Source organism: Rhizorhapis sp., from assembly GCF_035276005.1.
Taxonomy (GTDB): Bacteria; Pseudomonadota; Alphaproteobacteria; order Sphingomonadales; family Sphingomonadaceae; genus Rhizorhapis.
Window position 1 is genome coordinate 39,046 of the sequence record NZ_DATEMB010000043.1, and the last position, 25,880, is coordinate 64,925.

Here is a 25,880-nt window from a genome sequence, read left to right on the forward strand (position 1 = left end):
ACCTATGCGCTCCAAGGTCTGCTGCGGCGCTACTGCGCGGCGTATAGGGGTGTTTCAGTCCAGCATTGCCGCTCAACAATGTCTTTAGGCCATCGCTTGATTGATGCATGCGGTTCTTCTCTATCCGCGCCATACATCCACGCCACCGGCTGCGCATTCTCTTTGGCCTGCTCAAGACGGGCGAGTGTGGCGGCTGCGCGGCGAAGGTCGCCAACGGTCACGCGCTGGAAAGCCCCGATGTCGAACGTATATCCATCCGGGAAGTCGTGCTGCCCGTCGAAACTGGTGTAAGCCTCTGCGGCCATCATAAACGGCCTAAGCGCCTCAATCGCGTCCTCTATGATGTTGGTCATTGCTTTGTCTCCGTGTCGTGCAGGCCAATCGCCACAGACAAATCCTCACCGCTGGTCAAATTGGCTGGATTGCTGCATGGCTCGTGTATCCGAGTTATCGGGATATTCTTCATTCCGCATTTCATGCAGGTTCCGACGAACGCCCCCCCCTTGGGGCTGGTGCGTGATAGCGCGTGGCTCATTGGTCGCCTTTCTGTGCTCGGATGGCGGTGGCGGCTTTATCGCCCAATGTAACGTGCCGAGTTTCAGCACATACCCTGTAGGCAATTTCCGCATCCCGTTCCCGCTGGTCTGCCATTGCGCGCCCGATAGCCTGAACGAGCCAGTGGTGGTCCATTCCACCATCGCACATTAAGCCGCGCTCGCACTCTCCGCAATCTTCGTCGGCGGTGGGCAGATATTCGGCAGCGAAGTCCCGCGCCGCCTGTGAGATAGGGTCAGCCATTGCTTTCCTCCGCGCATTGCTTGCAGCGCATCTTTTCAGGTGGCGTAAGTGCCCTATCGCCTGTGAGGCGGGATTGATGACCACACTCAAGTATTACGATGCGCGCGCTGTTTCTGCCTCACCCATCATCATTGCTGCGCTCCTTGAATTCGCCGCACCATGCATCTTGCGAGAGGTTGGGCCATACCCCGTCTCGATGGCGACTGATCTCAGCCTTGTAGCGCTTGGGCGTATAGTACCCATCCTCAGTGAAATAAGCCGAGAAATTGAACTGCGGCGGCAGTCTATGGCAATCGCCGTAAGTGTGCTGATCTTCGCATTTTACAAAGAACCGGCAATTCTCGCACCGTTCATCCTTGTTCATGGGCGTAACCCCTCCTTACCCAAACGCTCTGGCCCGCTTTCGTTGATGATTTCAGCCAGCTTCATGGCACGCCTCTCGGCATATCCGCTTGATCCACAATCGATCAGGAATCCGTCTGCCAGCAGGACCATAAACACGGTCGCCCCGCCTTGGTCGCAGTTGATTTCGCGGCGACATACGAGCGCCTTATCGCTCTGCAATTCTTTCATCGTGTTGTGGTTCATATCACCCTCTCTCCTTATTGGGTATGGTGGGGGTCATGATTGGCTCCACGCGCGGACAGCCGACTTAGCCACGCTGGCGGCATATTCATACCCGCCGCTTACAGCCCCAACGATTGCGCCAGCGATGGTCAACGGGAAGATCGCGAGGCAGATCGCCACCCGCCGCAACCAGATGTTTTTGATGCGACCGATCATGCTTTCCTCCAAGCATCCAACGCTCTCTGGTGCGTCTCAAACCGCTCCTCATGCTTGCAGGCCCGGCAATGGGCCGAACACCCATCGAACGCCATCGATGACCCTTGGGGCCGGTAATGACGCGGGTGGTCAATGTCGTCGCTCCCGCATTTCGGGCAGTTCTGCTTCTCGCTCATATCATCCTCTCCTGCTCGGGGGTGGGGTGGGTCCATCGCTGAAGCTGTCGGCTGTATGGCAGCATCAGCGGGTGGCATGGGTGGCCGTCCTTGGCTGGTGCGCCGATACTCATGGGCAGCAGGTGCATCTTGCGGGCGAGGCTATCCACGTCTCGCCAATGATCCCGCAGCCGTTTCGGCAGCTTCGCAGATGGCCCCCACGCAAAAATGACCTGCTGCGCATCCAAGAATATATCAGCTAGGCGATAGCCGTTATCTGGACCTATGGGGTCGTTTGCGCTGGCGAGTTCCCGCACATCCGTTGCGCGATAGGCAAAGAGGTTGCCGACGATCAGGTTGCCCCATCCATAAAGGTTGCGGAAACCGATCAACTTGCGAATGGTGGCATCGTCCTCAACTGCATCTGCGGTCGATGGGTTCACCATGATAACCGCAGTGGTGTAGTCGCCGAACACATCCGGTCGCTCCAACCGATAGCGATATGTGCCGCACGGCGAGATAATTGCACTCATCCCTCCGCCTCCTGCTGCTCGGGGGCGAAGGCGAATAAGGTCCGTGCCATCGCAGGTGCGCCGTCCATGAGCCACCGTCCCCACTGCCCGCCCATGGCTGCGGCGATGCCCGCATAGGTCTCGCTGCGTTCAAGCCAGCGATCCTCAGACGGCGACACACGGTTCTGCCCGCTGTCCGTCTGGTTGGCCCAGCGCTCCTTGCCGTTGACGACCCGGCCGGGAATGCGCTTCGTGGGCGTCAGGGGCGGCAGGCGGTCCAGCCAAAGCCCCGTCAGCTTGCTTGCGTCGTCACCGAACTGGTAGGGCTGGATAAGCTGATCAGCCGGGCGGATTGCCTTCGAAATGAACGAAGCTCCCGGATTTTCTATTGCCTTCGGATACGGCAGATCCAAAATCCTTCGGAAGCCCTTTATCGCTTCCCGCCTCGCTTCCCGCCTCGCTTCCCCGGTGAGCGTGCCGGGCTTGATCTTCTGGTGATATCCAACGCCCGGATAGCGATCATAGTCTGGGTCATTGAACGCCCACGCCGCGCTGACGGTCAGATACGTGCACATGGGATGGAAGAGGCCGCCGTCCCAATCGTCCTCCGCTACGTCCCAGATGTCGCATTGGAGATGACGTGGCGAACCGTCGCGCGCTGGCCGCACATCGCATGTCCATGCCTCAACGCCCTGCCGCTCGAAAGCCTCTCTCGTGACGCCGCAGCAGGAGTAGCCGATGAGGAAACGTGGTGCCCTCATATCGCCACCCCTCCCCGGCTGAGGGAGGGGGTGGAATCGGTTTTCCATTCCACGCCGGACACCGCAGGATTCCGTGGGTCAGTTTTCCATGTTCCCGCGAGTGGAAATGGCTCAAATGCGCCATCGACTCGGACTGTGCTGCTTATTTGCCCTAAACCGCGTCGCCCAATTATCAGTGGCTATTTGACGCCAGCGGGACTTTCCGACGTCCTTCGTTGGCCAAGGATGGTGATTGCCATGCTCCCGAGCGCATAGAGGATGACGAAGGCGAAGCCGAGCTCAAGAACCCCCACCAATCTGAACAGCAGCAATAGCAGCAATGCTGTAGCCAGGCTGCAGAGGGCCCACGGATTCAAGCCTTGCGCTTTTCCGGTACGAATCGTCAATTCGACTATCAGTATAGAGGTGGCCAGATAGAGGCCGGTAAAATCGGCCGTCCGATCACCGATCCTCCACTCGCCGCCAAGAACCGCCAGGCCCAGCAAAGCAAGCGCGGGTGAGATATAGCCAGGCCAGGCTGCGCCGGCCGGACGGCGGACGGCCGCGCCCAGATCATCGGCAACCTGCTGGGCGGAAAGCGCAATCAGGAAAAGCAACAGAGCAGGCCAGGTTAGACCGTAGCTTGCGACGATGATGGCAATGGCGGAAATCGCCGCCGCAGACACCCTGATTGGCGCAGGTTCGAGCTGTTGCCGGAGCAGCAGCGGAACAAGTCTTCGGGAGATCGGCCGGAAGAGGTAATATTCCATCCACCCCTCGCCAGCCTTTTCACTGGAGGGCCTGGGAAGGAAATGCTGTTCCGCCTCGTCGGCGGCCGCCTGCGACTCGATCTGAAAGACGCCTCCATTGAACAGTGCCTCGTCGCTGACAAGGACGCGTTCGCCACCCGACTGAACCGCATGGCGAAGCAATGTGGACTGAAGATCCCAGTCCGAAAGGACGTCCAAGGTATCGAGGGTGTCGGAAAGCTGCCGGTAACTGAGCCGCGCAAGCCCCGCCCAGCGGTGCTCCGCGTCGATCCGCTCATATTGGGACTGCGTCACATGATCGTTGACGACGAGGAGGGCCGGCGCCGGTTGTCCAGCGATCCTCGCAAACCAGGCCTGGGCCGCGATGATCCCGTCTCCGATCAGAAGAATGTCGGTGTCTGGGGGAACCGTCTGGCGCAATTCGGTCGTGCTCCGTACGAGCGACACATTGATGCCATCGGCTATCAAGCGATCCACAGACCGGGACAGGGCGGGCGTCACCGTTTCCACATGAACCGAAATATGACCCGCCCCGGCTTCAGCCGCCTGCCGCGCCTGATATTCGACCAATGTCTGTCCGGCTATGACCAGGGTCGCCCTTAGCGATCCTTCATCATGGCCGACGGTGGCGGTTGCAGAAATGACAGCCGCAAAGGGCAAGAGCGCGTCCCCGGTTCCTGATCCCTGGAACTGTCCTCTTCGCAATCCGATGTGCAGATTGCAAGCCTTTGACGGTAAGAATGGCGGGTCAGGCAGCCTCAAAGCCGACGAGCGCAGCCCTGAGCTTGCGGAGCATGACCGGGTCGCCCGGGACGCTGCGGGCGGCTTCCTCGGCTAGTGCCATCAGCCCCACGACACCAAAGCTGGCGGCAAGGCCCTTCAATCGCCAGGCGGCGATCTCCCAATTGGCATCGCAGCGCGCCCGTTCCAGCAGATCGAGTTGCCGCTCCGCGCTTTCGATAAAGGCATAGCGCAGGTCAGCGATCAGCGCTGCATCATCGCCCACGGCTGCGGCCAGCGCGGCGTCCAAGGCTCCTGGATCATAAGACATTTTCTGGGCTTAACATGTTCGCGGTTAATGAACTGTTGCCAAATTGCCGACTTCCAGCGCCGGGAAAAAATGCTAAACATGCCGCCATGTCCAGAGATACCAAGATCGTCGGCCTCTGGCGCGACAAGCAGCAGCCTCGCAACACGGCACCCAGCTTCGGGAGCGAAGATCAGGGCGCCGAATCGCTGCCGGTCGAGCAGAGCGTTGAACCAACCGGCATCGACGCGGCCGGACCTGCCCAACTGGATGAGATTCTCGAGAACCCGTCGCCCCTGCCGCGATTGATCAAGGCGGGATCGGCTGCCGTCGCCCTATCTTGGCTTGTCTTTTATGGCTGGTTTCTTTTTGGCGCGGGTTTTCCCTCTCCCGGACTGGCTGAAGTTCCATCCATTATCACCACCGCAGCCATTCCCCTGGGGCTGATTGCGCTCACCTATCTCGTTTTTATGCGCAATAGCCGGACGGAGATGCGCCGCTTCGGTGACGCCGCCAATCTGCTGAGCATCGAAGGCCGCAAACTCGAACTGCGCCTTTCCAACATGCGTGAGGAGCTCGCCGCCGCCCGGACTGAATTGCAGCAGCAGGCCCAGCAGCTCCAGGATTTGGGTACCGATACAGCCGCGCGGCTGAGGGAGTCGGCCAGCGCGCTTGCTGACAATATGCGGATCGCCGAGGAAAAGGCCCAAGGGCTGCATCAGGCGGGCTCCGCCATCAACGCAAATCTCGATGTGCTGAACAGCGGCCTTCCTCGCGCGCGCGAGCAATTGACGGCGGCTGCCGATCAGATCGGCGCCAGCGGCGCGGCGGCTCTGGAACAGGCGACGCTGCTGCAGGTCGAGATAGAGGCGATCGCCCTGCTGACCGAACGGGCCAAGAAGGAAACGCTCAACGCTACCCAGGTCCTGTCCGGGCAATTGCTGCAGCTTGAGGAGGCGTCCAGGGCAGTTACCGGCCAAATCGACGATATGACGCAAATGGCAAGCGACCGTATCGACTCTGCGCTTGAGCGGGCACGCGAGGCTGTGGACGTCAGCCGCAAGGGGCTGGATGCGCAAGCTGAGGCTCTCGGCGTGATGATCGACCAGTCGCGCTCCGCCCTAACTGCCATAGGTGCGGAGACTGCGGCCGGCTTTGCCGAGAGCAGCTCCCAGTTGGAGGCCAAGCTGCGTGAAATAGATATGTTGCTGGAACGGCAGAGCGGTCTTGCAAACCAGCTTACGGGCGGCCTCGACAATGGCCTGCGGGTGGTGACCGAGCGCTTTGCCGCGCTCGAAAATGAAGGCGGCGAGCGCAATCAGCGGCTTACGCTGGCCATGGAGTCGCTCGGCAAGGAAGCTGAACGACTGAACCAGGCGCTTTCCAGCGGCCATGACACGGCCGACCGTCTCATCAGCCGGTCCGAATCGTTGCTGCTGGCGCTCGACTCCAGCACAAGGGAATTGGACGAAACGCTGCCGCTGGCGCTTGCGCGGATGGACGAGCGGCTTGGCACGACCCTGCGGATCATCGCAGGTGCCTCGCCCGAAGCGGAGAAGCTGGAGGCCGTTACTGAAGCCATTCTGGGTCGCGTCAATGAGGCGGAGGAGATGATCCGCGCCCAGGCCACTCTGCTCAGGGAATGGCTATCGGGCGCGGAAGCTCACATCGTGACCAATCGCATCGAAGTCGAAAAGCTGGGGAGCGCCATTGCGGCGGCGGATGAACAATCGGAACGCCTGGCGCAACAGGCCGGGCCAAAGCTGATCGAGGCCCTGCTGCGAGTCAAGGAAACTGCCGAGCAAGCCGCAGAACGTGCGCGCCAATCGCTCGCTCGAACCATTCCGGAGGCAGCCGACGCTCTTGGCAAAGCCAGCCAGAAGGCGCTCGATGATGCTGTCTCGCAGAAGGTCGTGGCACAGATGGAGCAGATCTCTGTCGTGGCTCAGAACGCGCTTACCAGCGCGCATCAGGCGACCGAACGGCTTATGCGGCAGATGATGACCATTGCCGACACGAGCGCCAGCGTCGAGCGCCGGATCGATGAAGCGCGGCACGAGGCAGAGGAACGCGATCGCGACAGTTTTGCCCGCCGCGTCGCGGTACTCATCGAGGCCCTGAACAGCACGGCCATCGACGTCAGCAAGATCCTTTCCAACGAAATCACCGACTCAAGCTGGGCCGCCTATCTGAAGGGTGACCGAGGCGTCTTCACGCGCCGCGCGGTAAAGCTTCTGGATGCCGGGGAAGCGCGGGAAATTTCGCACCACTATGATCAGGACGCCGAGTTCCGCGAGCATGTGAACCGCTATATCCATGATTTTGAGGCAATGCTGCGGCACATTCTGGCGACGCGCGACGGCAGCGCCTTGGCGGTTACGCTGCTGTCATCGGACATGGGCAAGCTGTATGTTGCGCTGGCTCAAGCGATCGAGCGGCTTCGGAACTGATTTTCAGTTTTCGCGCCGCCCATCGGGCGGTCGATTCTCAGCCAAGATGCCCAGTCCAGCTTAACCCAAGGCTGCCAGCTTCTCTTCCGCCAGGCGATCCAGTTCCGCCCGGCTCTTCCTTTCAGATGCGGACTTCAGTTGTCCGCAGGCCGCCATGATGTCCCGGCCGCGGGGCGTGCGGACCGGGGCAGAGATTCCAGCTTCGAAGATAATGTCGGAAAAGCGCTTGATCCGCTCCGCGCTGGAACATTCATAGGGCGCGCCGGGCCAAGGATTGAACGGGATGAGGTTGACCTTCGCGGGCAACTTATATTTGCGGATCAGGCGGACGAGTTCCCGTGCGTCCTCATCGCTGTCATTCTTGTTCTTCAACATCACATATTCGAAGGTGATGCGCCGCGCATTGTTGGCACCCGGATAATCGGCACAGGCCTGCAGCAGCTCTTCGATGCCATATTTGCGGTTGATCGGGACAATTTCATCCCGAATGTCCTTTGTCACCGCATGAAGCGAGACGGCCAGATTGACTCCGATCTCCTCACCCGCACGAGCCATCATCGGCACGACGCCGGAAGTCGAAAGCGTGATGCGGCGCTTTGACAGCGACAGACCGTCCCCGTCCATCACGACCTTCAGCGCATCGCGGACATTCTCGAAATTATAAAGCGGTTCCCCCATGCCCATCATGACAATATTGGTGAGCATCCGGCCGTCGGTCGAATATTGCGGGGTGTCGTCATCCTCATCCGCATCATTGGTGGCGGCCATATTCCCCTTGGGCCATTCACCCAGGGCGTCGCGGGCCAGCATCACCTGCCCTACAATTTCTCCCGGCGTCAGATTGCGGACCAAACGCATTGTGCCGGTATGGCAAAAACGGCAGTTGAGCGTACATCCCACCTGGCTGGAGACGCAAAGCGTTCCCCGATCCGCGTCGGGGATGAAGACCATTTCATAATCCTGCCCGTCATCCGAACGAAGCAACCATTTGCGCGTGCCATCGGAAGAGACTTGCGCCTCTACCACCGTCGGCCGGCCAATGACAAAGCGCTCAGCCATCCAGCCACGCATTGGCTTGGCTAGGTCCGTCATGCGCTCGAAATCCGTCTCGCCGCGATGATAGAGCCAGTGAAAGAGCTGTTTGGAACGAAGCCTGGCCTGTTTGACGTCGAGGCCCGCCTCCCCCAGCACAGAACGGATCTGCGCCTTGTTGAGACCCAGAAGGTCAATGCGGCCGTCTTCACGCGGAGTGACAGCGCGCGGCACAGGCACGGGATCGATATGGCCGGGAATCTGCATGGCGCGCATATAGGGAGAAACGGCCCAAATAGCTAGCGCAGGAGCTTCAGGACCGCGCGCATCCCAATGCCGCCGCATCAATGGCCGTTGCCGCGCCGCGCAGGGCATATGTATCCCTGAAGGCGCTGCCTCCTTTTCCCACCGTTTGCAAGCTCATGCCGCTAGCCGAGCGGATGGCGGCGATGATTGCCGCGTCGATGCGTTTATCCCTGGCCCAGGCGTCCGCCCTGCCGCCGATCAGTTCGAAACGGCGAATGCCGATGGTTAGCGTCACTTTGGCCCTTGCCGCCTTCTCCCGGCTCAAGCGGAAATGTAGCTGGCCCCGCACGCCTTTCTTGGGCCAATAGCCAATGGCCGCAAAGGCAGGCCAGTCGCCCTTTGCCTTATGGTTTGCGGGCTGGGCTATGGCATAGCATCGCGGCGTTGCAGGGTCACGAAAGGCTCCCCAGCCCTCGAAAACGCCGAGCGACTGCCGCGCCTCTGCGGGAACCGAAAAGGTAAACGCCAAAACCAGAAAAAGTGCGAAATGCCTCATGCGCCCCTCATGAAGCGCAAACATTTCGCCTTTGCAAGCATCTCAGCCTTCAAAAGCCTTCCGTCCCTCCTTGCTCCGTTCATCATAGCTGGTAATGAAGGGGAAGAATCCTTTCAGCACAATGGCTGCCTTCCCCGGCAGCCGGACCAGAACAGAAGCGGGACCAGGGAATGAAGGCGACAATCGAACGCGCAACGCTGCTCAAGAGCCTGAGCCACGTGCAATCGGTGGTGGAACGGCGCAACACCATTCCCATCCTGTCCAACGTCCTTATCGAAGCGACGTCGGACGGCGCAATCAAGCTGATGGCGACCGACCTTGACCTGCAAATCGTGGATAGCGTGCAGGCCCAGGTGGAAACGCCAGGTGCAACCACGGTGTCGGCCCACACGCTGTTCGACATCGTCCGCAAGCTGCCGGAGGGGAGCCAAGTTTCGCTGTCGGCAGCGGAAGGCAAGATGCAGGTCAATGCCGGACGCGCCCGGTTCAGCCTGCAGACGCTGCCACGCGATGACTTTCCGGTGATTGCTGAGGGCGAGCTGCCGGTCAGCTTCGAGCTGCCCGCGGCAACGCTCATTCAGATCATCGACAAGACGCGTTTTGCCATCTCGACCGAAGAGACGCGCTATTATCTGAACGGCATCTTCTTCCATGTGTCGGATGAAGCGCAGCCAGTGCTGAAGGCCGCCGCCACTGACGGCCACCGCCTTGCGCGTGTCACCGTCCCCCGGCCCGATGGTGCGGAAGGCATGCCTGACATCATCGTGCCCCGCAAATGCATTGGCGAGCTGCGCAAGCTGCTCGATGAAGTCGACGGCAGCGTGCTGGTGGACCTCAGCGCCACCAAAATCCGCTTCGGATTGGGCAGCGCCATCCTGACAAGCAAGCTCATCGACGGCACGTTCCCGGATTACAGCCGCGTCATCCCGACCGGCAATGACAAGCTGCTCCGCATTGATCCCCGTAGTTTCGAGGAAGGTGTCGACCGCGTGGCAACGATCGCCACCGAGAAGACCCGCGCGGTCAAGATGGCGCTCGACAAGGACAAGGTGACGCTGTCCGTGACTAGCCCAGAGAATGGCACCGCCGCCGAAGAGGTGCCAGGCGATTATAGCAGCGAGCGGCTGGAGATCGGCTTCAACGCCCGTTACCTTCTCGACATCCTGCAACAGATGCAGGGCGATACGGTTGAACTCCACCTGGCGGACGCCGCCGCGCCGACTCTGCTGCGGGAGAATGACAAGAGCGCCGCCCTGTATGTGCTGATGCCGATGCGGGTGTGAGGTAAGCACGCCATCTGTATTTGTTATGGCCAGGCTCGGCGACCTGACGTGTGAGATTGTTGCCATCGCAGCAGACTGGGAGGTCACGCCCTGTGTCGTCTGAGAACACGTCTCCAGAAGACGTGATCCCCATTTTCCACCTGACAGAAAGAGAGATTTCCGTCTCTCCGCCATGACTCTTTTGTGAATTGTGACAAACCCTATCGCACCTAATGCAATTGCGAACCATTTGCAAAGATAATCGGCCAATCGGGCATTTCGCCGGTTGAACTCCGTAACGTTTGCGCCTAAGCGGGCGTGGCTTTTTCTCGCCGGTCCTGCGCCGGCCCGCTTGGGAGTAATGTGATGGCCCGTAAGAAGATTGCGCTCATCGGCGCTGGCATGATCGGTGGAACGCTCGCCCATCTGGCGGCGATGAAGGAAATGGGCGACGTGGTCCTGTTCGACATCGCCGAGGGCATGCCCCAGGGCAAGGCTCTGGACCTCGCGCAATCCGGACCCGTCGAAAGTTTTGATTCGAACCTCAAGGGTGCGAATGACTATGCAGACATCGCGGGCGCGGATGTCATCATCGTCACTGCCGGCGTCCCCCGCAAGCCCGGCATGAGCCGCGACGATCTTCTGGGCATCAACCTCAAGGTCATGAAAGCCGTGGGCGAAGGCATCAAGCAATATGCCCCCGACGCCTTTGTCATCTGCATCACCAACCCCCTCGACGCAATGGTGTGGGCGCTGCGTGAATTTTCCGGCCTGCCCCACAACAAGGTCGTCGGCATGGCGGGCGTTCTGGACAGCGCGCGCTTCCGTCATTTCCTGGCCGAGGAATTCGGTGTGTCGGTCGAGGACGTCACTGCCTTTGTTCTGGGCGGCCATGGCGACACCATGGTTCCGGTCGTCGAATATTCGACGGTCGCTGGCATCCCCATCCCCGATCTTATTGAAATGGGCTGGACGACGAAGGAGCGCATCGACGCCATCGTGCAGCGTACCCGGTCCGGCGGCGGCGAGATTGTTGCGCTGCTGAAGACCGGCTCGGCCTATTATGCCCCCGCGACCAGCGCAATCGCGATGGCGGAAAGCTACCTCAAGGACAAGAAGCGGGTCCTGCCCTGCGCCGCTTATCTCTCAGGCGAATATGGCGTTGACGATCTCTATGTCGGCGTCCCGATCGTGATCGGCGCGGGCGGCGTCGAGAAGGTTGTCGAGATCAAGCTCAATGACGAAGCGAAGGCAAATTTCGACGTCTCCGTCGATGCGGTGAAGGAACTGCTGGTCGCCTGCAAGGCTATCGACAGCTCGCTCGCCTGACCTAACCCCCGGCAAGTCATCACTGCAACTGGGACCCCGGCCGTTGCCAGGGTGCTGAAAGGACCGAATGAGATGTCAATTCTCGTGAACAAGGACACGAAGGTGATCTGTCAGGGCCTCACCGGCTCGCAGGGCACGTTCCATACTGAGCAGGCCATTGCCTATGGCACCAAAATGGTCGGCGGCGTGACGCCGGGCAAGGGCGGTACGACGCATGTCGGCCTGCCCGTCTTCGATACCGTCAAGGAGGCGGTCACCAAGACCGGCGCCGACGCCAGCGTAATCTATGTCCCGCCCCCCTTTGCAGCGGACTCGATCCTGGAAGCGATCGACGCCGAGGTGCCGCTGATCGTCTGCATCACCGAAGGTATTCCGGTGCTGGACATGGTGAAGGTGAAGCGCGCGCTTTCCGGATCCAAATCGCGCCTGATCGGTCCCAACTGCCCGGGCGTACTGACTCCGGGCGAATGCAAGATCGGTATCATGCCGGGCAATATCTTCTCCAAGGGTTCGGTGGGCGTTGTGTCCCGCTCGGGCACCCTTACCTATGAGGCGGTGCACCAGACGACGGCGGCAGGCCTTGGCCAGACCACGGCCGTGGGCATCGGCGGCGACCCGGTCAACGGCACCAACTTCATCGACGTGCTGGAACTGTTCCTGGCCGATGAGGCGACGCAATCCATCATCATGATCGGCGAAATCGGCGGCAGCGCGGAAGAAGAAGCCGCACAGTTCCTGAAGGACGAAGCGAAGCGCGGGCGCAAGAAGCCGATGGTCGGCTTCATTGCCGGGCGCACGGCTCCTCCGGGCCGCCGCATGGGCCATGCCGGTGCGATCGTGTCTGGCGGCCAAGGCGGCGCGGACGACAAGATTGCGGCCATGGAATCGGCGGGCATCCGTGTGTCGCCGAGCCCGTCGGAACTAGGCACCACGCTTGCCGCGCTGCTGAAGGGTGTGCCTGCCTGATTTCCATGACCGCTCATGCTGAGGGGTTGAATTTATCGAAGGTGACTGGAAGCGAACTATCTTCCTACGGCAGTCCGTTTTCAGTCACGCTCGAAGCGCCTCCATGGCCCGTTCGACAAGCTCAATAGCTACTCGAATGAGCCGCCAATTCAGGATTGCGGCCTTCAGCACGTTCTAGGTCTGTCTGCACCAGCCTAACAAGGACAAGTCTCATGGGTTTCGAGGGTCAGGATTTCGAAGGTATAGAGGGCGTCAGCCCATCCTTCGTGGAATCGCTCTACCGCCAGTTTTCCGCAAATCCCTCCAGCGTGGCTCCGGAATGGCAGCGCTGGTTCGACGGGCTGGAGGAAAGCGTTTCCGGTCCAAGCTGGCAGCGGAAGAACTGGCCGCCCGTCGGCAATGACAGCCTGACCGCTGCGCTCGATCCAACCCAAATGGCCGTCGAGGCCAAACCCGCCAAGCCGGGCAAAGCGGCGGTTGGCGCTTCGGACATCGCCACTGCTGCCGCCGACTCCATTCGTGCGATGATGCTAATCCGCACCTATCGCGTGCGTGGTCATCTGGCGGCCAATCTCGATCCGCTGGGCCTTTCCAAGCGCGACCTTCCGGCCGACCTGACGCCGGAATATCACGGCTTTACCGGCGCCGATTTGGATAAGCCGGTCTATTTGGGCGGGACATTGGGCTTGGAGACGGCGACGGTAAGGGAAATCGTCGACATTCTTCGGGCAAATTACTGCGGCAATGTCGGCCTTGAATATATGCATATCTCCGACGTGGAGGAGCGCCGCTTCCTTCAGGAGCGCATGGAGGGCAAGGACAAGGCCATCGAGTTCACGCCGGAAGGCAAGAAGGCGATCCTTTCCAAAGTGATCCATGCCGAGCAGTATGAGAAATTTCTCGGCAAGAAATATGTCGGCACCAAGCGTTTCGGGCTGGACGGCGGCGAAGCCATGATCCCGGCGCTGGAAAGCGTCATCAAATATGGCAGCCACTACGGCGTGCGGGAGATCGTTTACGGCATGGCCCATCGCGGCCGCCTCAACGTGCTCGCCAACGTGATGGCCAAGGGCTTCCGCGTCATCTTCCATGAATTTTCGGGGGGCACCGCCAATCCCGAGGACGTGGGCGGCTCCGGCGACGTGAAGTACCATTTGGGTACCTCCACCGATCGCGAGTTTGATGGCGTCAACGTCCACATGTCGCTGGTTCCCAATCCCTCGCATCTCGAAACCGTAGATCCGGTTGTGCTGGGCAAGGTCCGGGCGCAGCAGGTGATCCGCGACGACCTTGCCCAACACAAGGAAGTGCTTCCCGTACTCATTCATGGCGACGCCGCCTTTGCGGGACAGGGCATTGTTTGGGAATGTCTCGGCTTCTCCGGTATTCGCGGGTATAATACCGGCGGGTGCATCCATTTCATCGTCAACAACCAGGTGGGCTTCACCACCTCGCCACAATTCGCCCGCTCCTCCCCTTATCCAAGCGATGTTGCCAAGGGGGTCCAGGCGCCGATTTTCCACGTCAATGGCGATGATCCCGAAGCGGTCACCTTCGCCTGCAAGATGGCCATCGAGTTCCGGCAGACCTTCCACCGCGACATCGTGATCGACATGTGGTGCTATCGCCGCTTTGGCCATAATGAAGGCGATGAACCTGGCTTCACCCAGCCTTTGATGTATGCGGCGATCCGCAAGCATCCCCCCGTCAGCGACATCTACTCGGCGCGTCTCAAGGCGGAAGGCGTGATCGAGGAGGGCTTTGCCGCAGGCGTCACGCAGGAGTTCACCGCGCATCTCGAGGAAGAGTTCGAGGCTGCCAAAAGTTACAAGCCGAACAAGGCGGACTGGTTCGCTGGCCGCTGGTCGGGCCTACACCAACCCGCAGATATCGAAACTGCACGGCAGAATGTTGAAACGGCGATCGAGAAGAAGCTGTTCGACAGCCTGGGCCGCACGCTGACGACAGTTCCTGAAGGCCATAATGTTCACAAGACGCTCCGCCGTATCCTGGAGCAGAAGGCGGAAATGTTCCGTTCAGGCGAAGGCTTCGACTGGGCGACGGGCGAAGCGCTAGCCTTCGGCAGCCTTTTGTTCGAGGGCTATAATGTGCGCCTTTCCGGCCAGGATTCCGGCCGCGGTACTTTCAGCCAACGGCATAGCGTCTGGGTCGATCAGGACACCGAAGGCAAATATATTCCGCTCACGACCGTGCCGCACGGCAAGTTCGAAGTTCTGGACAGCCCGCTCTCCGAATATGGCGTGCTTGGCTTCGAATATGGCTATGCGATGGCCGACCCCAAGACCCTGGTGCTCTGGGAAGCACAGTTCGGCGACTTCGCCAACGGCGCGCAGATCATGATCGATCAGTATATCGCTGCGTCGGAGGCCAAGTGGCTACGCGCCAACGGGCTCGTCATGCTGCTGCCCCATGGTTATGAGGGACAGGGTCCCGAGCACAGTTCCGCGCGCCTGGAACGCTATCTGCAGCTTTGCGCCGAGGGCAATATCCAGGTTGCGAACTGCACCACGCCTGCCAATTATTTCCATATCTTACGGCGGCAAATGCTCCGTTCCTTCCGCAAGCCGCTCATCATGATGACCCCCAAGTCGCTGCTGCGCCACAAGATGGCGGTCAGCAAGGCAGAGGACTTCATGGGCGACAATCATTTCCGGCGGATAATGTCGGATCCCAATCCGTCCAGGGACGAAGATACGAGGAAGCTGGTGCTCTGCACCGGCAAGGTCGCCTATGACCTTATCGAAGCGCGCGACGCCGCGGGCGACAAGAATACGCAGATCGTCCGCATTGAGCAGCTCTATCCTTTCCCGGCCGAACCGCTGGTGGTGCGTCTGAAGCGCATGACCAATCTGGAAGAGGTGGTCTGGGCACAGGAGGAACCGAAGAACAACGGCGCCTGGTTCTTTGTCGAACCCTATATCGAATGGTGCCTGAAGGAGGCCGGATTCGAGGGTATGCGGGCCCGGTATGCTGGCCGGAAGGCAGCCGCATCGCCCGCCACCGGCCTAGCCAAGCGTCACGTCGCAGAACAGGGGGCGCTCGTCGCCGACGCACTGGGCCATAGCGTCCGCCAAGAAATCAAACGCCAGCAGAAGGGTTGATCAAGACCATGGCAATCGAAGTCAAAGTACCGGTACTGGGTGAATCCATCGCCGAAGCAACGGTCGGCCAATGGCTGAAAAAGCCCGGCGACAGCGTGGCCGCCGACGAGCCGGTCGCCAGCCTCGAAACGGACAAGGTGGCGATCGACGTGCCCGCGCCTGTAGCAGGCGTGATGGGTGATCTGGTTGTTGCCGAGGGTGACACGGTCGAGGTCGGCGCAATCATCGCCTATATTCAGGACGGCGTTGGCGCGCCGGCCAAAGGCGCAACGCCCGCCCCCGCCCCGGCAGCGGCACCTGCTGCGGCGGCCCCCAAGGCGGCGGAACCGGCGCAGGAAGAGGGTGGCTCGGCTGCCTTGACCCTTTCGCCAGCGGTTCGCCGGCTGGTGCTGGAACACGGCGTTGATCCCACCAGCATCCGGGGCACCGGCAAGGACGGCCGCCTTACCAAGGATGACATCATGCTGGCGGTGAAGACCGGCAGCGCGCCTGCGGCCGAAGCCCCGGTGCAAGCGCCCGCCCCTGCCCCTGAAGTAGCTGGCCGAAAGGAAGAGCGGGTCCGCATGACGCGCCTGCGCCAGACGATCGCCAAGCGCCTGAAGAGTGCGCAGGAAAATGCGGCGCTGCTCACCACCTTCAACGATGTTGACATGACCGCAGTCATGGAGGCCCGGAACAAGTATAAGGACCTTTTTGAGAAGAAGCATGGCGTCCGCCTGGGCTTCATGGGCTTCTTTGTGAAAGCCGCCTGCATGGCATTGAAGGATGTACCAGCAGTCAACGCCTTCATCGACGGCGATGACATCGTCTACCATGATTATGCAGATATCTCGGTCGCGGTCAGCGCGCCCAACGGTCTTGTCGTCCCGGTCATCCGCGACGCCCAGGACATGAGCGTGGCTGATGTCGAGCGGACAATCGGCGATTTCGGCAAGCGGGCCAAGGAAGGTACGCTCACCATGGACGAGATGAAGGGTGGAACCTTCACCATCTCCAATGGCGGCGTGTTCGGTTCGCTCATGTCCACGCCGATCATCAATCCGCCGCAAAGCGCCGTTCTTGGGCTTCATCGCATCGAGGAACGTCCCGTGGTCCGCAACGGCCAGGTCGTAGCCCGGCCGATGATGTACCTGGCGCTTTCCTACGATCACCGCATCATTGACGGGCGCGAAGCGGTCACCTTCCTCGTCGCCATCAAGAATGCGATCGAGGATCCGACAAGGTTGCTGATCGATCTTTGATTGCAATACTCCTGCGAAGGCAGGAGCCCGGGTGGAGGGCACCGCGAAAGCACTTGCTTTCGCAGAGGCACATTTGAAGAGGTAAAAGATGGCAGAGTTCGACTATGACGTCCTGGTAATCGGCGCGGGCCCCGGTGGCTATGTCGCGGCCATCCGTGCAGCGCAGCTTGGCCTGAAGACCGCTTGCGCAGAAGGCCGGGAGACCCTCGGCGGCACTTGCCTCAATGTCGGCTGCATCCCGTCGAAGGCGCTGCTCCATGCGTCTGAGCTTTTCGAGGAGGCAGCCTCCGGCGCGCTCGAGAAGTTCGGCGTCAAGATCAGCGGCGCCAAAATCGACGTGGCGCAGATGCACGCCGAAAAAACAAAGGCCGTGGGTGAACTCACCGGCGGCATCGAATATCTCTTCAAGAAGAACAAGGTCGATTGGCTGAAGGGCTATGCCGCGTTCAAGGACGCGAACACCGTCGAAGTCGCTGGCAAGAGCTACCGCGCCAAGAACATTGTCATTGCCACTGGTTCCTCCGTCACGCCCCTGCCAGGCGTTGATATTGACGGCAAGGTCGTTGTTGACAGCACCGGGGCGCTGGCGCTTCCCAAGGTCCCAAAACACCTCGTCGTCATTGGCGGCGGTGTGATCGGTCTGGAGCTGGGGTCTGTCTGGCGGCGCCTTGGCGCCAATGTCACCGTCGTCGAGTTCCTCGATCAACTGCTGCCTGGAATGGACGGCGAAGTCCGCAAGGAGGCTGGAAAGCTCTTCAAGAAGCAAGGTTTTGAGATCAGGCTTTCGACCAAGGTGACAGGGGCGAACCTCAAGAACGGCAAGGCAACGCTCACCGTCGAGCCCGCTTCAGGCGGAGCGTCCGAGGCGATTGAAGCTGATGCCGTGCTGGTCGCGATCGGCCGCCGTCCCAACACTGACGGCCTAGCCCTGGAAAAGGCGGGGCTGGTCACCAATAATCGCGGGCAGATCGAAACCGATCATCACTTCGCGACCAAGGTGCCCGGCATCTGGGCCATTGGTGACGTAATCCCCGGACCCATGCTGGCTCACAAGGCGGAAGATGAAGGCATTGCCGTTGCGGAGAACATTGCTGGCCTTACCGGCATTGTGAACCATGAAGTGATACCGGCGGTCGTCTATACCTATCCGGAAATCGCCAGCGTCGGTCTTACCGAAGAACAGGCCAAGGAGCGCGGAACGATCAAGGTCGGCAAGTTCCCGATGATGGCCAACAGCCGGGCGAAGACCAATCGTGACACGGACGGTTTTGTGAAGGTCATCGCCGACGCTGAGACGGACAAAGTGCTTGGGGTTCACATCATCGCCTCCGTCGCCGGCACGATGATCGCTCAGGCGGCACAGGCGATGGAGTTCGGTGCGTCGTCAGAGGACGTGGCCTACACCTGCCATGCGCACCCGACGCATAATGAAGCGATCAAGGAAGCGGCCATGGCAGTGCTGGGTAAGCCGATCCATATTTAGGGGCTGCTTTGTCCGATCCAAATTGCACTTTTTGTCCCCTCTCCAGAGAGAGAGAGAGAGAGAGAGATGCGCAGACTTGGGTCGGCGAAGCCGGTCCTAATCGCAGTTGGGTGAGGGGTTCCACGCTATTGATGGGGCACAGCCCCTCACCAACTCCGGCTAGGCTGCACGCAGCCAAGCCTCCATATCCTCTCCCCATGGGAGAGGGAAAACGAGCCGCTCCTCATTTTTTAACAGTCATTCCATTTTTGACGCTATATTCTGGAAAATGAAATTAACTATTTTCATTTACCAGCATAATATAGCTGCCCTGTCGAACTGCTTGACAATTTACGGAATATTCACTTCACTCTTTCCCGGAATTTCGCCGTTGGCACGCCGCTTGCTGGGGAAGAGACATGTGGATCAAGATCAAGCGCCTCTTTACCATTAAGACCAAGTTCGAGGCTTTTCTGGTCATCTATGCCCTCGCCCTTGGAGCGACCGAGCGGGGCATCATCTATATGGAGCAATATCCCGGTTTTGGCGGCAAGCTCCTGGCGCTCGCCTGCACCGGTGCGGTCTTCATGGCTGGAGGCAAGATCATCGATGCCGTGGACATGCGGCCCTATTGGGATGACCTAAGTTAAGCCATCGCAGCGCGGCACAACCCGGCGCTATCTCCCGTCGCCATTACTCCATTTCAATAATCCCGCATCCTCGGCGACCAATTGCGTCAGCCAGTCATTGAACAGGCTTACCCGCGCGAGATTGCGGACATCCTGGTGGATGGCAATCCAGAAGGCTCGCTGCAGGGTGAATTCTGGCAAGACGCGCTTAAGATCTGGGTCCTGACCGCCGATGAAGTCCGGAAGGATTGCAATCCCCGCCCCTGCATGACACAGGCGATGTTGCGCGTTGATGCTGGAACTACGAAGATTGGCCTCCATTCCGGACGAAAGCTCGGCGAGATAATCCAGTTCGGGCGCGTATATCTGGTCGGGAATATAGCCGATGATACGGTGGGACGTCACGGCGCTTCTGGACGGCACCCCTCCCGACTTTTCCAGATAGCCAAGCGACGCATAAAGACCCAGCGTGTAATCAGTCAGCTTGCGCGTCAGGAGCGGTCCCCGGCGAGGCCGCGCCAACAGGATTGCGATGTCCGTTTCCCTTTTGGAAGGACTGAGGAAGCCGCTGCTGGCCGTAAGGTCAATGGTGATCGCCGGATGCTTGTCGGCAAAATCCGGCAGATGGCGCGAAACCACCCATGTGCCGAAACCTTCGGACGCGCTGACCCGAAGGACGCCGGACGCGCCCTCTCCGCCGCTTTCCTCCCCGATTCTATGGGCGCAGCGCTCCATTTCCTCGGCGCGGGTCAGTAGAGCGCGTCCTGCGGCCGTCAGCCTCTGCCCCTCGCGATCCTGCTCGAACAGAACCTCGCCAAGATCGGTCTGAAGGCGCCTGATCCGGCGCGAAACCGTAGTCGGATCCGCCTTTAGTTGAGGCGCAGCCCGGCCGATCTGCCCGAAACGGGCTACTGAAAGGAAAAAACGCAGATCATCCCAATGCATATACCTGCATTTTTGCAGCCAAATGCTGCAAAGTCAAACCCTCCCCGCCTAAGCAAAAAGCGAGTATTGCAGCCGCAAAACGCGGACAGAGGATGACATATCATGCGCATCGTTGAACATTTCATTGCCGGCGGCCCTTCCAGCGGCGGCACTCGCAAGAGCGATATTTTCGATCCCAATAACGGCTCTGTTCAGGGGCAGGTGACGCTTGGCACCAAGGCCGATCTTGACCGCGCGGTGGAGATTGCCAAAGCCGCCCAACCTGCCTGGGCCGCCACCAATCCCCAGCGGCGCGCCCGCGTCATGTTCAATTTCAAGGCGCTCGTCGAAAAGAATATGGACGAGCTTGCCCACCTGCTCTCCTCCGAACATGGCAAGGTGATCGCGGATGCCAAGGGCGACATCCAGCGCGGGCTTGAGGTCGTCGAATTTGCTTGCGGCATCCCCCATGCACTGAAGGGAGAATATACGCAGGGCGCAGGTCCCGGCATCGATGTCTATTCGATGCGCCAGCCGCTCGGCATCGGCGCCGGCATCACGCCATTCAACTTCCCGGGGATGATCCCGATGTGGATGTTCGGTATTGCCATTGCATGCGGCAATGCCTTCATCCTGAAGCCTTCCGAGCGCGATCCCTCGGTTCCCGTCCGTCTGGCCGAACTGTTCAAGGAAGCGGGGGGGCCTGACGGCATTCTTCAGGTGGTGCAGGGCGACAAGGAAATGGTCGATGCGATCCTCGACCACCCGGACATCAAGGGCGTCAGCTTCGTCGGTTCGTCCGATATCGCCCATTATGTCTACAAGCGCGGTGTTGACGCCGGCAAGCGCGTCCAGGCCATGGGCGGCGCGAAGAACCACGGCATTGTCATGCCCGATGCCGACCTCGATCAGGTCGTGAATGACCTGGCAGGGGCGGCTTTTGGCTCGGCGGGCGAACGCTGCATGGCGCTCCCGGTTGTGACGCCGGTTGGCGAGAAGACCGCGAACGCGCTTCGCGAAAAGCTGATCCCGGCCATCGAGGGGCTGCGGGTTGGCGTGTCTACCGATCCCGAAGCGCATTATGGTCCGGTGGTCACTGCCGCACATAAGGCGAAGATCGAGAGCTATATCCAGATGGGCGTCGATGAAGGCGCAGAACTGGTCATCGACGGCCGGGGCTTCAAGCTGCAGGGGCATGAAGAAGGCTTTTTCGTCGGCCCGACGCTGTTCGACCATGTGAAGCCGACGATGCGTTCCTATCAGGAGGAAATCTTCGGTCCCGTACTGCAGATGGTGCGCGCCGAAAGCTTCGAGGAAGCGCTCGCGCTGCCCAGCAAGCATCAATATGGAAATGGCGTCGCGATCTTCACCCGTAATGGCCATGCTGCCCGCGAATTTGCGGCCCGCGTGGAGGTAGGCATGATCGGCATCAATGTGCCGATCCCGGTGCCGGTCGCCTATCACACCTTTGGCGGCTGGAAGCGCTCCGGCTTCGGCGATACCAACCAGCACGGCATGGAAGGCGTCAAGTTCTGGACCAAGGTGAAAACCGTCACTCAACGCTGGCCGGATGGCGGCGCTGGCGATAGCGCCTTCATAATTCCCACGATGGGATGAACATGTCAGGCTCACCTCGCGAGGACCATCGCGAGGTGAGCTGCTTTTCGGAGGCTTCGATGCGTCCGGCGGCATGTTGAACAAGCAACAAGCGAAGCGGCATATTTCCTTAGCCCGATATATGTGTTTTCTGGACAACAGAGGATGCGCGGCGATAGCTTCTGGTGAAGCTGGCCCGCCTTCTGAAGGAGAATTTGGTGAATCAGTTCGACCTTACTGATGATCAACGCGCCATTCAGGACATGGCGCGCAAATTCACGGCGGACGCCATTACGCCCTATGCAGCGGAATGGGATGAAAAGCACATCTTTCCCCAGGACACGATCCGTGCCGCGGCCGAGCTCGGCTTTGGCGGCATTTATGTATCGGAAGAATCGGGCGGCATCGGACTAGGCCGCCTGGAGTCGGCAATCATCATGGAGGCGATGGCTTATGGCTGTCCTTCCACCAGCGCATTCATTTCCATCCATAATATGTCGGCCTGGATGATCGACTGTTTCGGTGCACCAGCGGTGAAGGCCAAATATCTGCCCTCCCTGGTGCCGATGGAAAGAATGGCGAGCTATTGCCTTACCGAGGCTGGCGCCGGTTCCGATGCGGCCAGCCTGAAGACGAAGGCAGTGAAGGACGGCGGAGATTATGTCGTCACTGGCTCCAAGCAGTTCATCTCCGGCGGCGGCGAAAATGAAGTTTATGTCGTCATGGCCCGCACTGGCGATGAAGGTCCCAAGGGCATAAGCTGCCTGGTTATCGAAAAAGACATGCCGGGCGTCAGCTTCGGAGCGCAGGAAAAGAAGCTCGGATGGCATTCCCAGCCTACGGCGCAGGTAAATTTCGATGGCGTGAGGGTGCCTGCGGAAAATCTGGTCGGATCGGAGGGCGAAGGTTTCCGCATCGCAATGATGGGCCTGGATGGCGGCCGATTGAACATCGGGGCCTGCTCGCTGGGCGGCGCACAGCGCTGCCTGGACGAAGCCGTACGCTATACCAAGGACCGCAAGCAATTTGGTCAGGCCATCGCTGATTTCCAGGCGACGCAGTTCACCCTGGCCGACATGGAGACCGAGCTTCAGGCGGCCCGCACCCTGCTCTATGCTGCGGCCGCCAAGGTCACGGAAAATGCCCCCGACAAGACCCGCTTCGCCGCCATGGCGAAGCGGCTTGCAACGGATACCGGCTCTTCGGTTGTCGATCGGGCGCTGCAGCTTCACGGCGGCTATGGCTATCTGCAGGATTATCCGATCGAGCGTTTCTGGCGCGACCTGCGCGTTCATTCCATCCTGGAGGGAACCAATCAGGTGATGCGGATGATCGTCGGCAGGGACCTGTTGCGGCAGTGAAGGCACGCTAACGACTCCAAAACGCTTTCTCGACTTCGCTCGCAACAGCTCCAATCTTCGTTCGAAACAGACGGAAGCCATCTGAATGACTCAAGAAGTCCTGGTCCTGAAGGAAAATGGCATAGGCCGAATCCGGCTCAACCGGCCCAAGGCGATCCATGCGCTGACGCCCGGCATGTGCGAGACCATCATTGGAGCCCTGCTGGACTGGCGCAAGGATGACAGCATTCAGGCGGTCATGATCGACCATGCCGAGGGGCGCGGCTTCTGCGCGGGCGGGGACATCGCCTTGATCGCGAACAGCGCCAAGGCGGACTGTACTGAAGCAGAGCATTTCTTCTTCACCGAATATCGAATGAACCACCTGCTGTTCGTCTATGAAAAGCCCATTGCGGCTTTCATGGACGGCATCACCATGGGCGGCGGCGTGGGCATTTCCATGCCCGCCCGTTTTCGCGTGGCGACGGAGCGGACCGTATTCGCCATGCCGGAGACGGGCATTGGCCTCTTTCCCGATGTGGGAGGCGGCTGGTATCTTCCCCGTTTGCCAGGCCGTACCGGTGCCTTTCTGGCATCGACGGGAGGTCGCATCGACGGCGCCGACTGCAAGATGGCGGGCATTGCGACTCACTATATTTCTTCCGAACGGCTTGAGGAGATAAAGGCCGCCATCCTTTCCGATCCGGCTCGCCTTGAAGCCATATTGGACGGTGCCGCGGAAACGCCGCCCGCTTCAAGGCTCCAGGCACAGCGGGCGGATATCGACCGCCTTTTCGCTTCCGACCGCTATGAGGACGTTCTTGCCGCGCTCAAGGCTGACGGATCGGAATGGGCGCAAAAGCAGTTATCCGTGCTGGCCACCAAATCGCCGCAAACGGTCAAGCTCGCGCTGCGGCAGCTTGCCGAAGGAGCAAGGATGACGAGCTTTGCCGACAATATGCGAATGGAATACCGGCTGGCCTGTCAGGTGATCCGCCGTCCCGATTTCGTCGAAGGCGTCCGCGCTGTGATCTTTGAAAAGGACAATGCACCCCGGTGGAATCCGGCCACCCCCGAGGCGGTCACGGATGATCTGATCGACTCTCTCTTTGCACCGCCTCCGGGCGGCAAGGAGTGGACTCCCCTGCCACAATTGGAGGCATAAACATGTCTTATGAAACCATCCTTGTCGAAAAGCGCGGTGCGGTCACGCTGATCACGCTGAACCGTCCCCAGGCCCTCAATGCGCTCAATACGCAGGTGCTGGCCGATCTGATCGACGCCTTTGCCAAATATGATGGCGATGCGTCGCAGAAATGCGCAGTCCTGACTGGCAATGAAAAGGCCTTTGCCGCCGGCGCGGACATCAAGGAGATGGCGGAGAAGGCTGCGGCTGATTTCTACCTTGAAGATTTCTTCGCCGAATGGACCAGCAAGGTGACCGCGACACGCAAGCCCTGGATTGCAGCGGTGGCCGGCTTCGCTCTTGGTGGCGGATGCGAGCTTGCGATGATGGCTGACTTCATCATTGCCGCTGACACGGCGAAATTCGGTCAGCCGGAGATCAAGCTGGGGGTCGCGCCCGGCATGGGCGGATCGCAGCGGCTCACACGGGCCGTGGGCAAGTCCAAAGCAATGGAAATGTGCCTCACTGGCCGCATGATGGGCGCAGAAGAGGCCGAGCGCTCCGGGCTTGTTGCCCGTATTGTCCCTGCGGCCGACTTGGTCGACGATGCTCTGAAGACCGCTGAAACCATTGCCGCCATGCCGCCCATGGCCGCTATGATCAACAAGGAGATGGTGAACGTCGCCTTTGAAACGGGGTTGAACCAAGGTCTCCTGACGGAGCGCCGGCTGTTCCAGATCCTGACCGCCACGGAGGACAAGAAGGAAGGCATGGCTGCATTTGTGGAGAAGCGCCCCGGCCTCTGGAAGGGGCGTTGAGCCCTCTCCTTTCGTGTCGAGCGAAGTTTGAGACACGCCTGCACTTGATAAAGGTCCCTGAGACTTCGGGACCAACGGCTGAACGAGGAAAAGCAAAATGACCCGCATCGCATTCATAGGACTTGGCAATATGGGCGGCGGCATGGCCGCGAATCTGGTGAAGGCGGGCTATGAAGTCGCCGCTTTCGACCTCAGCGAGGCCGCGCTGGCCAAGGCTGAAGAAGCAGGATGTGTCCGGGCTCCTTCCGCAAGCGCCGCCGCAACCGGCGCCAGCGCTATCGTCACCATGCTTCCCGCCGGCAAGCATGTGGAGATGGTCTATTCCGGTGAGATATTTGACGTCGCCTCGCCCGGCACCCTGTTCCTTGACTGTTCGACCATTGACGTAGCGACGGCGCGCAAAGTGATTGCCGCCGCCACGGAAAAGGGCTTCGAAATGGTCGATGCCCCTGTATCGGGCGGCATCGCTGCAGCGGCGGCAGGCACGCTGACCTTCATGGTTGGAGGCACTGCCGAGGCATTCGAACGCGCCAAGCCGATCCTCTCGGCCATGGGCAAGGCGGTGATCCATGCAGGCGATGCGGGCAATGGCCAGGCGGCGAAGATCTGCAACAACATGCTGCTTGGCGCGACCATGGCGGCGACTTGCGAAACCTTTGCGATGGCGCAGAAGCTGGGGCTTGATCCGCAGACCTTCTATGACATTTCCAGCGTGTCTTCCGGACAGAGCTGGTCGATGACCAGCTATTGCCCGGTGCCTGGCGTCGGTCCCAAGACCCCCGCCGACAACGATTATCAGGGCGGCTTTGCAGTCGCCTTGATGTTGAAGGACCTGAAACTCGCCACGCAAGCGGCGCAAACGGTGGACGCCAGCGTCCCCATGGGCAACACCGCCGAAGCGCTCTACCAAATACTTGCCTCCGCTGGAGAAGGCGGGCGGGATTTCTCGGTCATCATCGAGATGCTGCGGGGCAAGTGAGGAAAATCTTCAGGCAC

The 25,880-nt window shown here is 60.2% G+C and carries 25 protein-coding genes; 13 read left to right on the plus strand and 12 right to left on the minus strand.

Annotation, left to right across the window (positions count from 1 at the left end; all coding sequences use genetic code 11):
• Positions 1 to 29 precede the first annotated feature (29 nt).
• The 9 genes from VJS46_RS09945 to VJS46_RS09985 form a co-directional block, all read right to left on the minus strand.
• Complete coding sequence (locus VJS46_RS09945) at positions 30 to 353, minus strand: hypothetical protein (protein WP_324059878.1); 324 nt, start codon at positions 351 to 353, stop codon at positions 30 to 32.
• Between the two features lie 178 nt (positions 354 to 531).
• The gene (locus tag VJS46_RS09950; RefSeq protein WP_324059879.1) at positions 532 to 798 is read right to left on the minus strand and encodes a hypothetical protein; all 267 of its coding nucleotides are present in this window, start codon (positions 796 to 798) and stop codon (positions 532 to 534) included.
• Positions 799 to 916: 118 nt separating this feature from the next.
• Positions 917 to 1,162, minus strand: coding sequence for a hypothetical protein (locus tag VJS46_RS09955; protein WP_324059880.1), 246 nt, complete (start codon positions 1,160 to 1,162; stop codon positions 917 to 919).
• Positions 1,159 to 1,386 carry a hypothetical protein gene (locus tag VJS46_RS09960; RefSeq protein WP_324059881.1) on the minus strand — a complete coding sequence of 76 codons (228 nt, stop codon included), beginning with the start codon at positions 1,384 to 1,386 and terminating at the stop codon, positions 1,159 to 1,161. Before VJS46_RS09960 ends, VJS46_RS09955 begins: the two co-directional genes overlap by 4 nt.
• Before the next feature lie 33 nt (positions 1,387 to 1,419).
• Positions 1,420 to 1,581, minus strand: coding sequence for a hypothetical protein (locus tag VJS46_RS09965; protein ID WP_324059882.1), 162 nt, complete (start codon positions 1,579 to 1,581; stop codon positions 1,420 to 1,422).
• A gap of 172 nt (positions 1,582 to 1,753) precedes the next feature.
• Positions 1,754 to 2,269, minus strand: coding sequence for a DUF1643 domain-containing protein (locus VJS46_RS09970; protein ID WP_324059883.1), 516 nt, complete (start codon positions 2,267 to 2,269; stop codon positions 1,754 to 1,756).
• Positions 2,266 to 3,009: a hypothetical protein gene (locus tag VJS46_RS09975; RefSeq protein WP_324059884.1), complete on the minus strand. Its 744-nt coding sequence runs from the start codon at positions 3,007 to 3,009 to the stop codon at positions 2,266 to 2,268. Before VJS46_RS09975 ends, VJS46_RS09970 begins: the two co-directional genes overlap by 4 nt.
• A gap of 179 nt (positions 3,010 to 3,188) precedes the next feature.
• On the minus strand, positions 3,189 to 4,418 hold the full coding sequence (locus tag VJS46_RS09980) for a hypothetical protein (protein WP_324059885.1): 1,230 nt from the start codon (positions 4,416 to 4,418) through the stop codon (positions 3,189 to 3,191).
• Between the two features lie 88 nt (positions 4,419 to 4,506).
• Positions 4,507 to 4,809 (minus strand): Hpt domain-containing protein, encoded by a 303-nt coding sequence (locus VJS46_RS09985; RefSeq protein ID WP_324059886.1) that lies wholly within the window; start codon positions 4,807 to 4,809, stop codon positions 4,507 to 4,509.
• Between the two features lie 86 nt (positions 4,810 to 4,895).
• Here VJS46_RS09985 and VJS46_RS09990 point away from each other — a divergent pair, with 86 nt between their 5' ends.
• Entirely contained in the window at positions 4,896 to 7,235 is a 2,340-nt protein-coding gene (locus tag VJS46_RS09990; RefSeq protein ID WP_324059887.1) for a hypothetical protein, read from the plus strand.
• 60 nt (positions 7,236 to 7,295) lie between these two features.
• Here the strand turns inward: VJS46_RS09990 and rlmN are convergent, their stop codons facing one another.
• Together rlmN and VJS46_RS10000 are read right to left on the minus strand one after the other, a co-directional pair.
• Positions 7,296 to 8,543, minus strand: a complete 1,248-nt coding sequence (gene rlmN / locus VJS46_RS09995; protein ID WP_324059889.1) for a 23S rRNA (adenine(2503)-C(2))-methyltransferase RlmN — start codon at positions 8,541 to 8,543, stop codon at positions 7,296 to 7,298.
• A 37-nt stretch (positions 8,544 to 8,580) separates the two neighbouring features.
• Complete coding sequence (locus VJS46_RS10000) at positions 8,581 to 9,069, minus strand: hypothetical protein (protein ID WP_324059890.1); 489 nt, start codon at positions 9,067 to 9,069, stop codon at positions 8,581 to 8,583.
• 170 nt (positions 9,070 to 9,239) lie between these two features.
• Between VJS46_RS10000 and dnaN the strand changes: the two genes are divergently transcribed.
• The 7 genes from dnaN to VJS46_RS10035 all read left to right on the plus strand — a co-directional run bounded on the left by dnaN (position 9,240) and on the right by VJS46_RS10035 (position 19,101).
• Entirely contained in the window at positions 9,240 to 10,352 is a 1,113-nt protein-coding gene (dnaN, locus tag VJS46_RS10005) for a DNA polymerase III subunit beta (RefSeq protein ID WP_324059892.1), read from the plus strand.
• A gap of 345 nt (positions 10,353 to 10,697) precedes the next feature.
• A complete protein-coding gene (gene mdh, locus VJS46_RS10010) occupies positions 10,698 to 11,660 on the plus strand; it encodes a malate dehydrogenase (protein ID WP_324059893.1) in 963 nt (320 codons plus the stop codon).
• Positions 11,661 to 11,732: 72 nt separating this feature from the next.
• A complete protein-coding gene (sucD, locus tag VJS46_RS10015; RefSeq protein WP_324059894.1) occupies positions 11,733 to 12,626 on the plus strand; it encodes a succinate--CoA ligase subunit alpha in 894 nt (297 codons plus the stop codon).
• A gap of 212 nt (positions 12,627 to 12,838) precedes the next feature.
• The gene (locus VJS46_RS10020; protein WP_324059895.1) at positions 12,839 to 15,748 is read left to right on the plus strand and encodes a 2-oxoglutarate dehydrogenase E1 component; all 2,910 of its coding nucleotides are present in this window, start codon (positions 12,839 to 12,841) and stop codon (positions 15,746 to 15,748) included.
• Between the two features lie 8 nt (positions 15,749 to 15,756).
• Positions 15,757 to 16,989: a 2-oxoglutarate dehydrogenase complex dihydrolipoyllysine-residue succinyltransferase gene (odhB, locus tag VJS46_RS10025; protein WP_324059896.1), complete on the plus strand. Its 1,233-nt coding sequence runs from the start codon at positions 15,757 to 15,759 to the stop codon at positions 16,987 to 16,989.
• Between the two features lie 88 nt (positions 16,990 to 17,077).
• Positions 17,078 to 18,472 (plus strand): dihydrolipoyl dehydrogenase, encoded by a 1,395-nt coding sequence (gene lpdA, locus VJS46_RS10030; RefSeq protein WP_324059898.1) that lies wholly within the window; start codon positions 17,078 to 17,080, stop codon positions 18,470 to 18,472.
• 398 nt (positions 18,473 to 18,870) lie between these two features.
• On the plus strand, positions 18,871 to 19,101 hold the full coding sequence (locus VJS46_RS10035) for a hypothetical protein (RefSeq protein ID WP_324059900.1): 231 nt from the start codon (positions 18,871 to 18,873) through the stop codon (positions 19,099 to 19,101).
• A gap of 27 nt (positions 19,102 to 19,128) precedes the next feature.
• Here the strand turns inward: VJS46_RS10035 and VJS46_RS10040 are convergent, their stop codons facing one another.
• Positions 19,129 to 20,025 (minus strand): LysR family transcriptional regulator, encoded by an 897-nt coding sequence (locus tag VJS46_RS10040; RefSeq protein ID WP_324059902.1) that lies wholly within the window; start codon positions 20,023 to 20,025, stop codon positions 19,129 to 19,131.
• A gap of 102 nt (positions 20,026 to 20,127) precedes the next feature.
• Between VJS46_RS10040 and VJS46_RS10045 the strand changes: the two genes are divergently transcribed.
• The 5 genes from VJS46_RS10045 to mmsB all read left to right on the plus strand — a co-directional run bounded on the left by VJS46_RS10045 (position 20,128) and on the right by mmsB (position 25,863).
• Positions 20,128 to 21,621 (plus strand): CoA-acylating methylmalonate-semialdehyde dehydrogenase, encoded by a 1,494-nt coding sequence (locus VJS46_RS10045; RefSeq protein WP_324059903.1) that lies wholly within the window; start codon positions 20,128 to 20,130, stop codon positions 21,619 to 21,621.
• Between the two features lie 194 nt (positions 21,622 to 21,815).
• Positions 21,816 to 22,961: an acyl-CoA dehydrogenase family protein gene (locus VJS46_RS10050; protein ID WP_324059907.1), complete on the plus strand. Its 1,146-nt coding sequence runs from the start codon at positions 21,816 to 21,818 to the stop codon at positions 22,959 to 22,961.
• 85 nt (positions 22,962 to 23,046) lie between these two features.
• Positions 23,047 to 24,105: an enoyl-CoA hydratase/isomerase family protein gene (locus VJS46_RS10055; RefSeq protein ID WP_324059904.1), complete on the plus strand. Its 1,059-nt coding sequence runs from the start codon at positions 23,047 to 23,049 to the stop codon at positions 24,103 to 24,105.
• 2 nt (positions 24,106 to 24,107) lie between these two features.
• Positions 24,108 to 24,884, plus strand: coding sequence for an enoyl-CoA hydratase-related protein (locus VJS46_RS10060; RefSeq protein ID WP_324059905.1), 777 nt, complete (start codon positions 24,108 to 24,110; stop codon positions 24,882 to 24,884).
• Between the two features lie 97 nt (positions 24,885 to 24,981).
• Positions 24,982 to 25,863 carry a 3-hydroxyisobutyrate dehydrogenase gene (gene mmsB / locus VJS46_RS10065; protein ID WP_324059906.1) on the plus strand — a complete coding sequence of 294 codons (882 nt, stop codon included), beginning with the start codon at positions 24,982 to 24,984 and terminating at the stop codon, positions 25,861 to 25,863.
• Positions 25,864 to 25,880 lie beyond the last annotated feature (17 nt).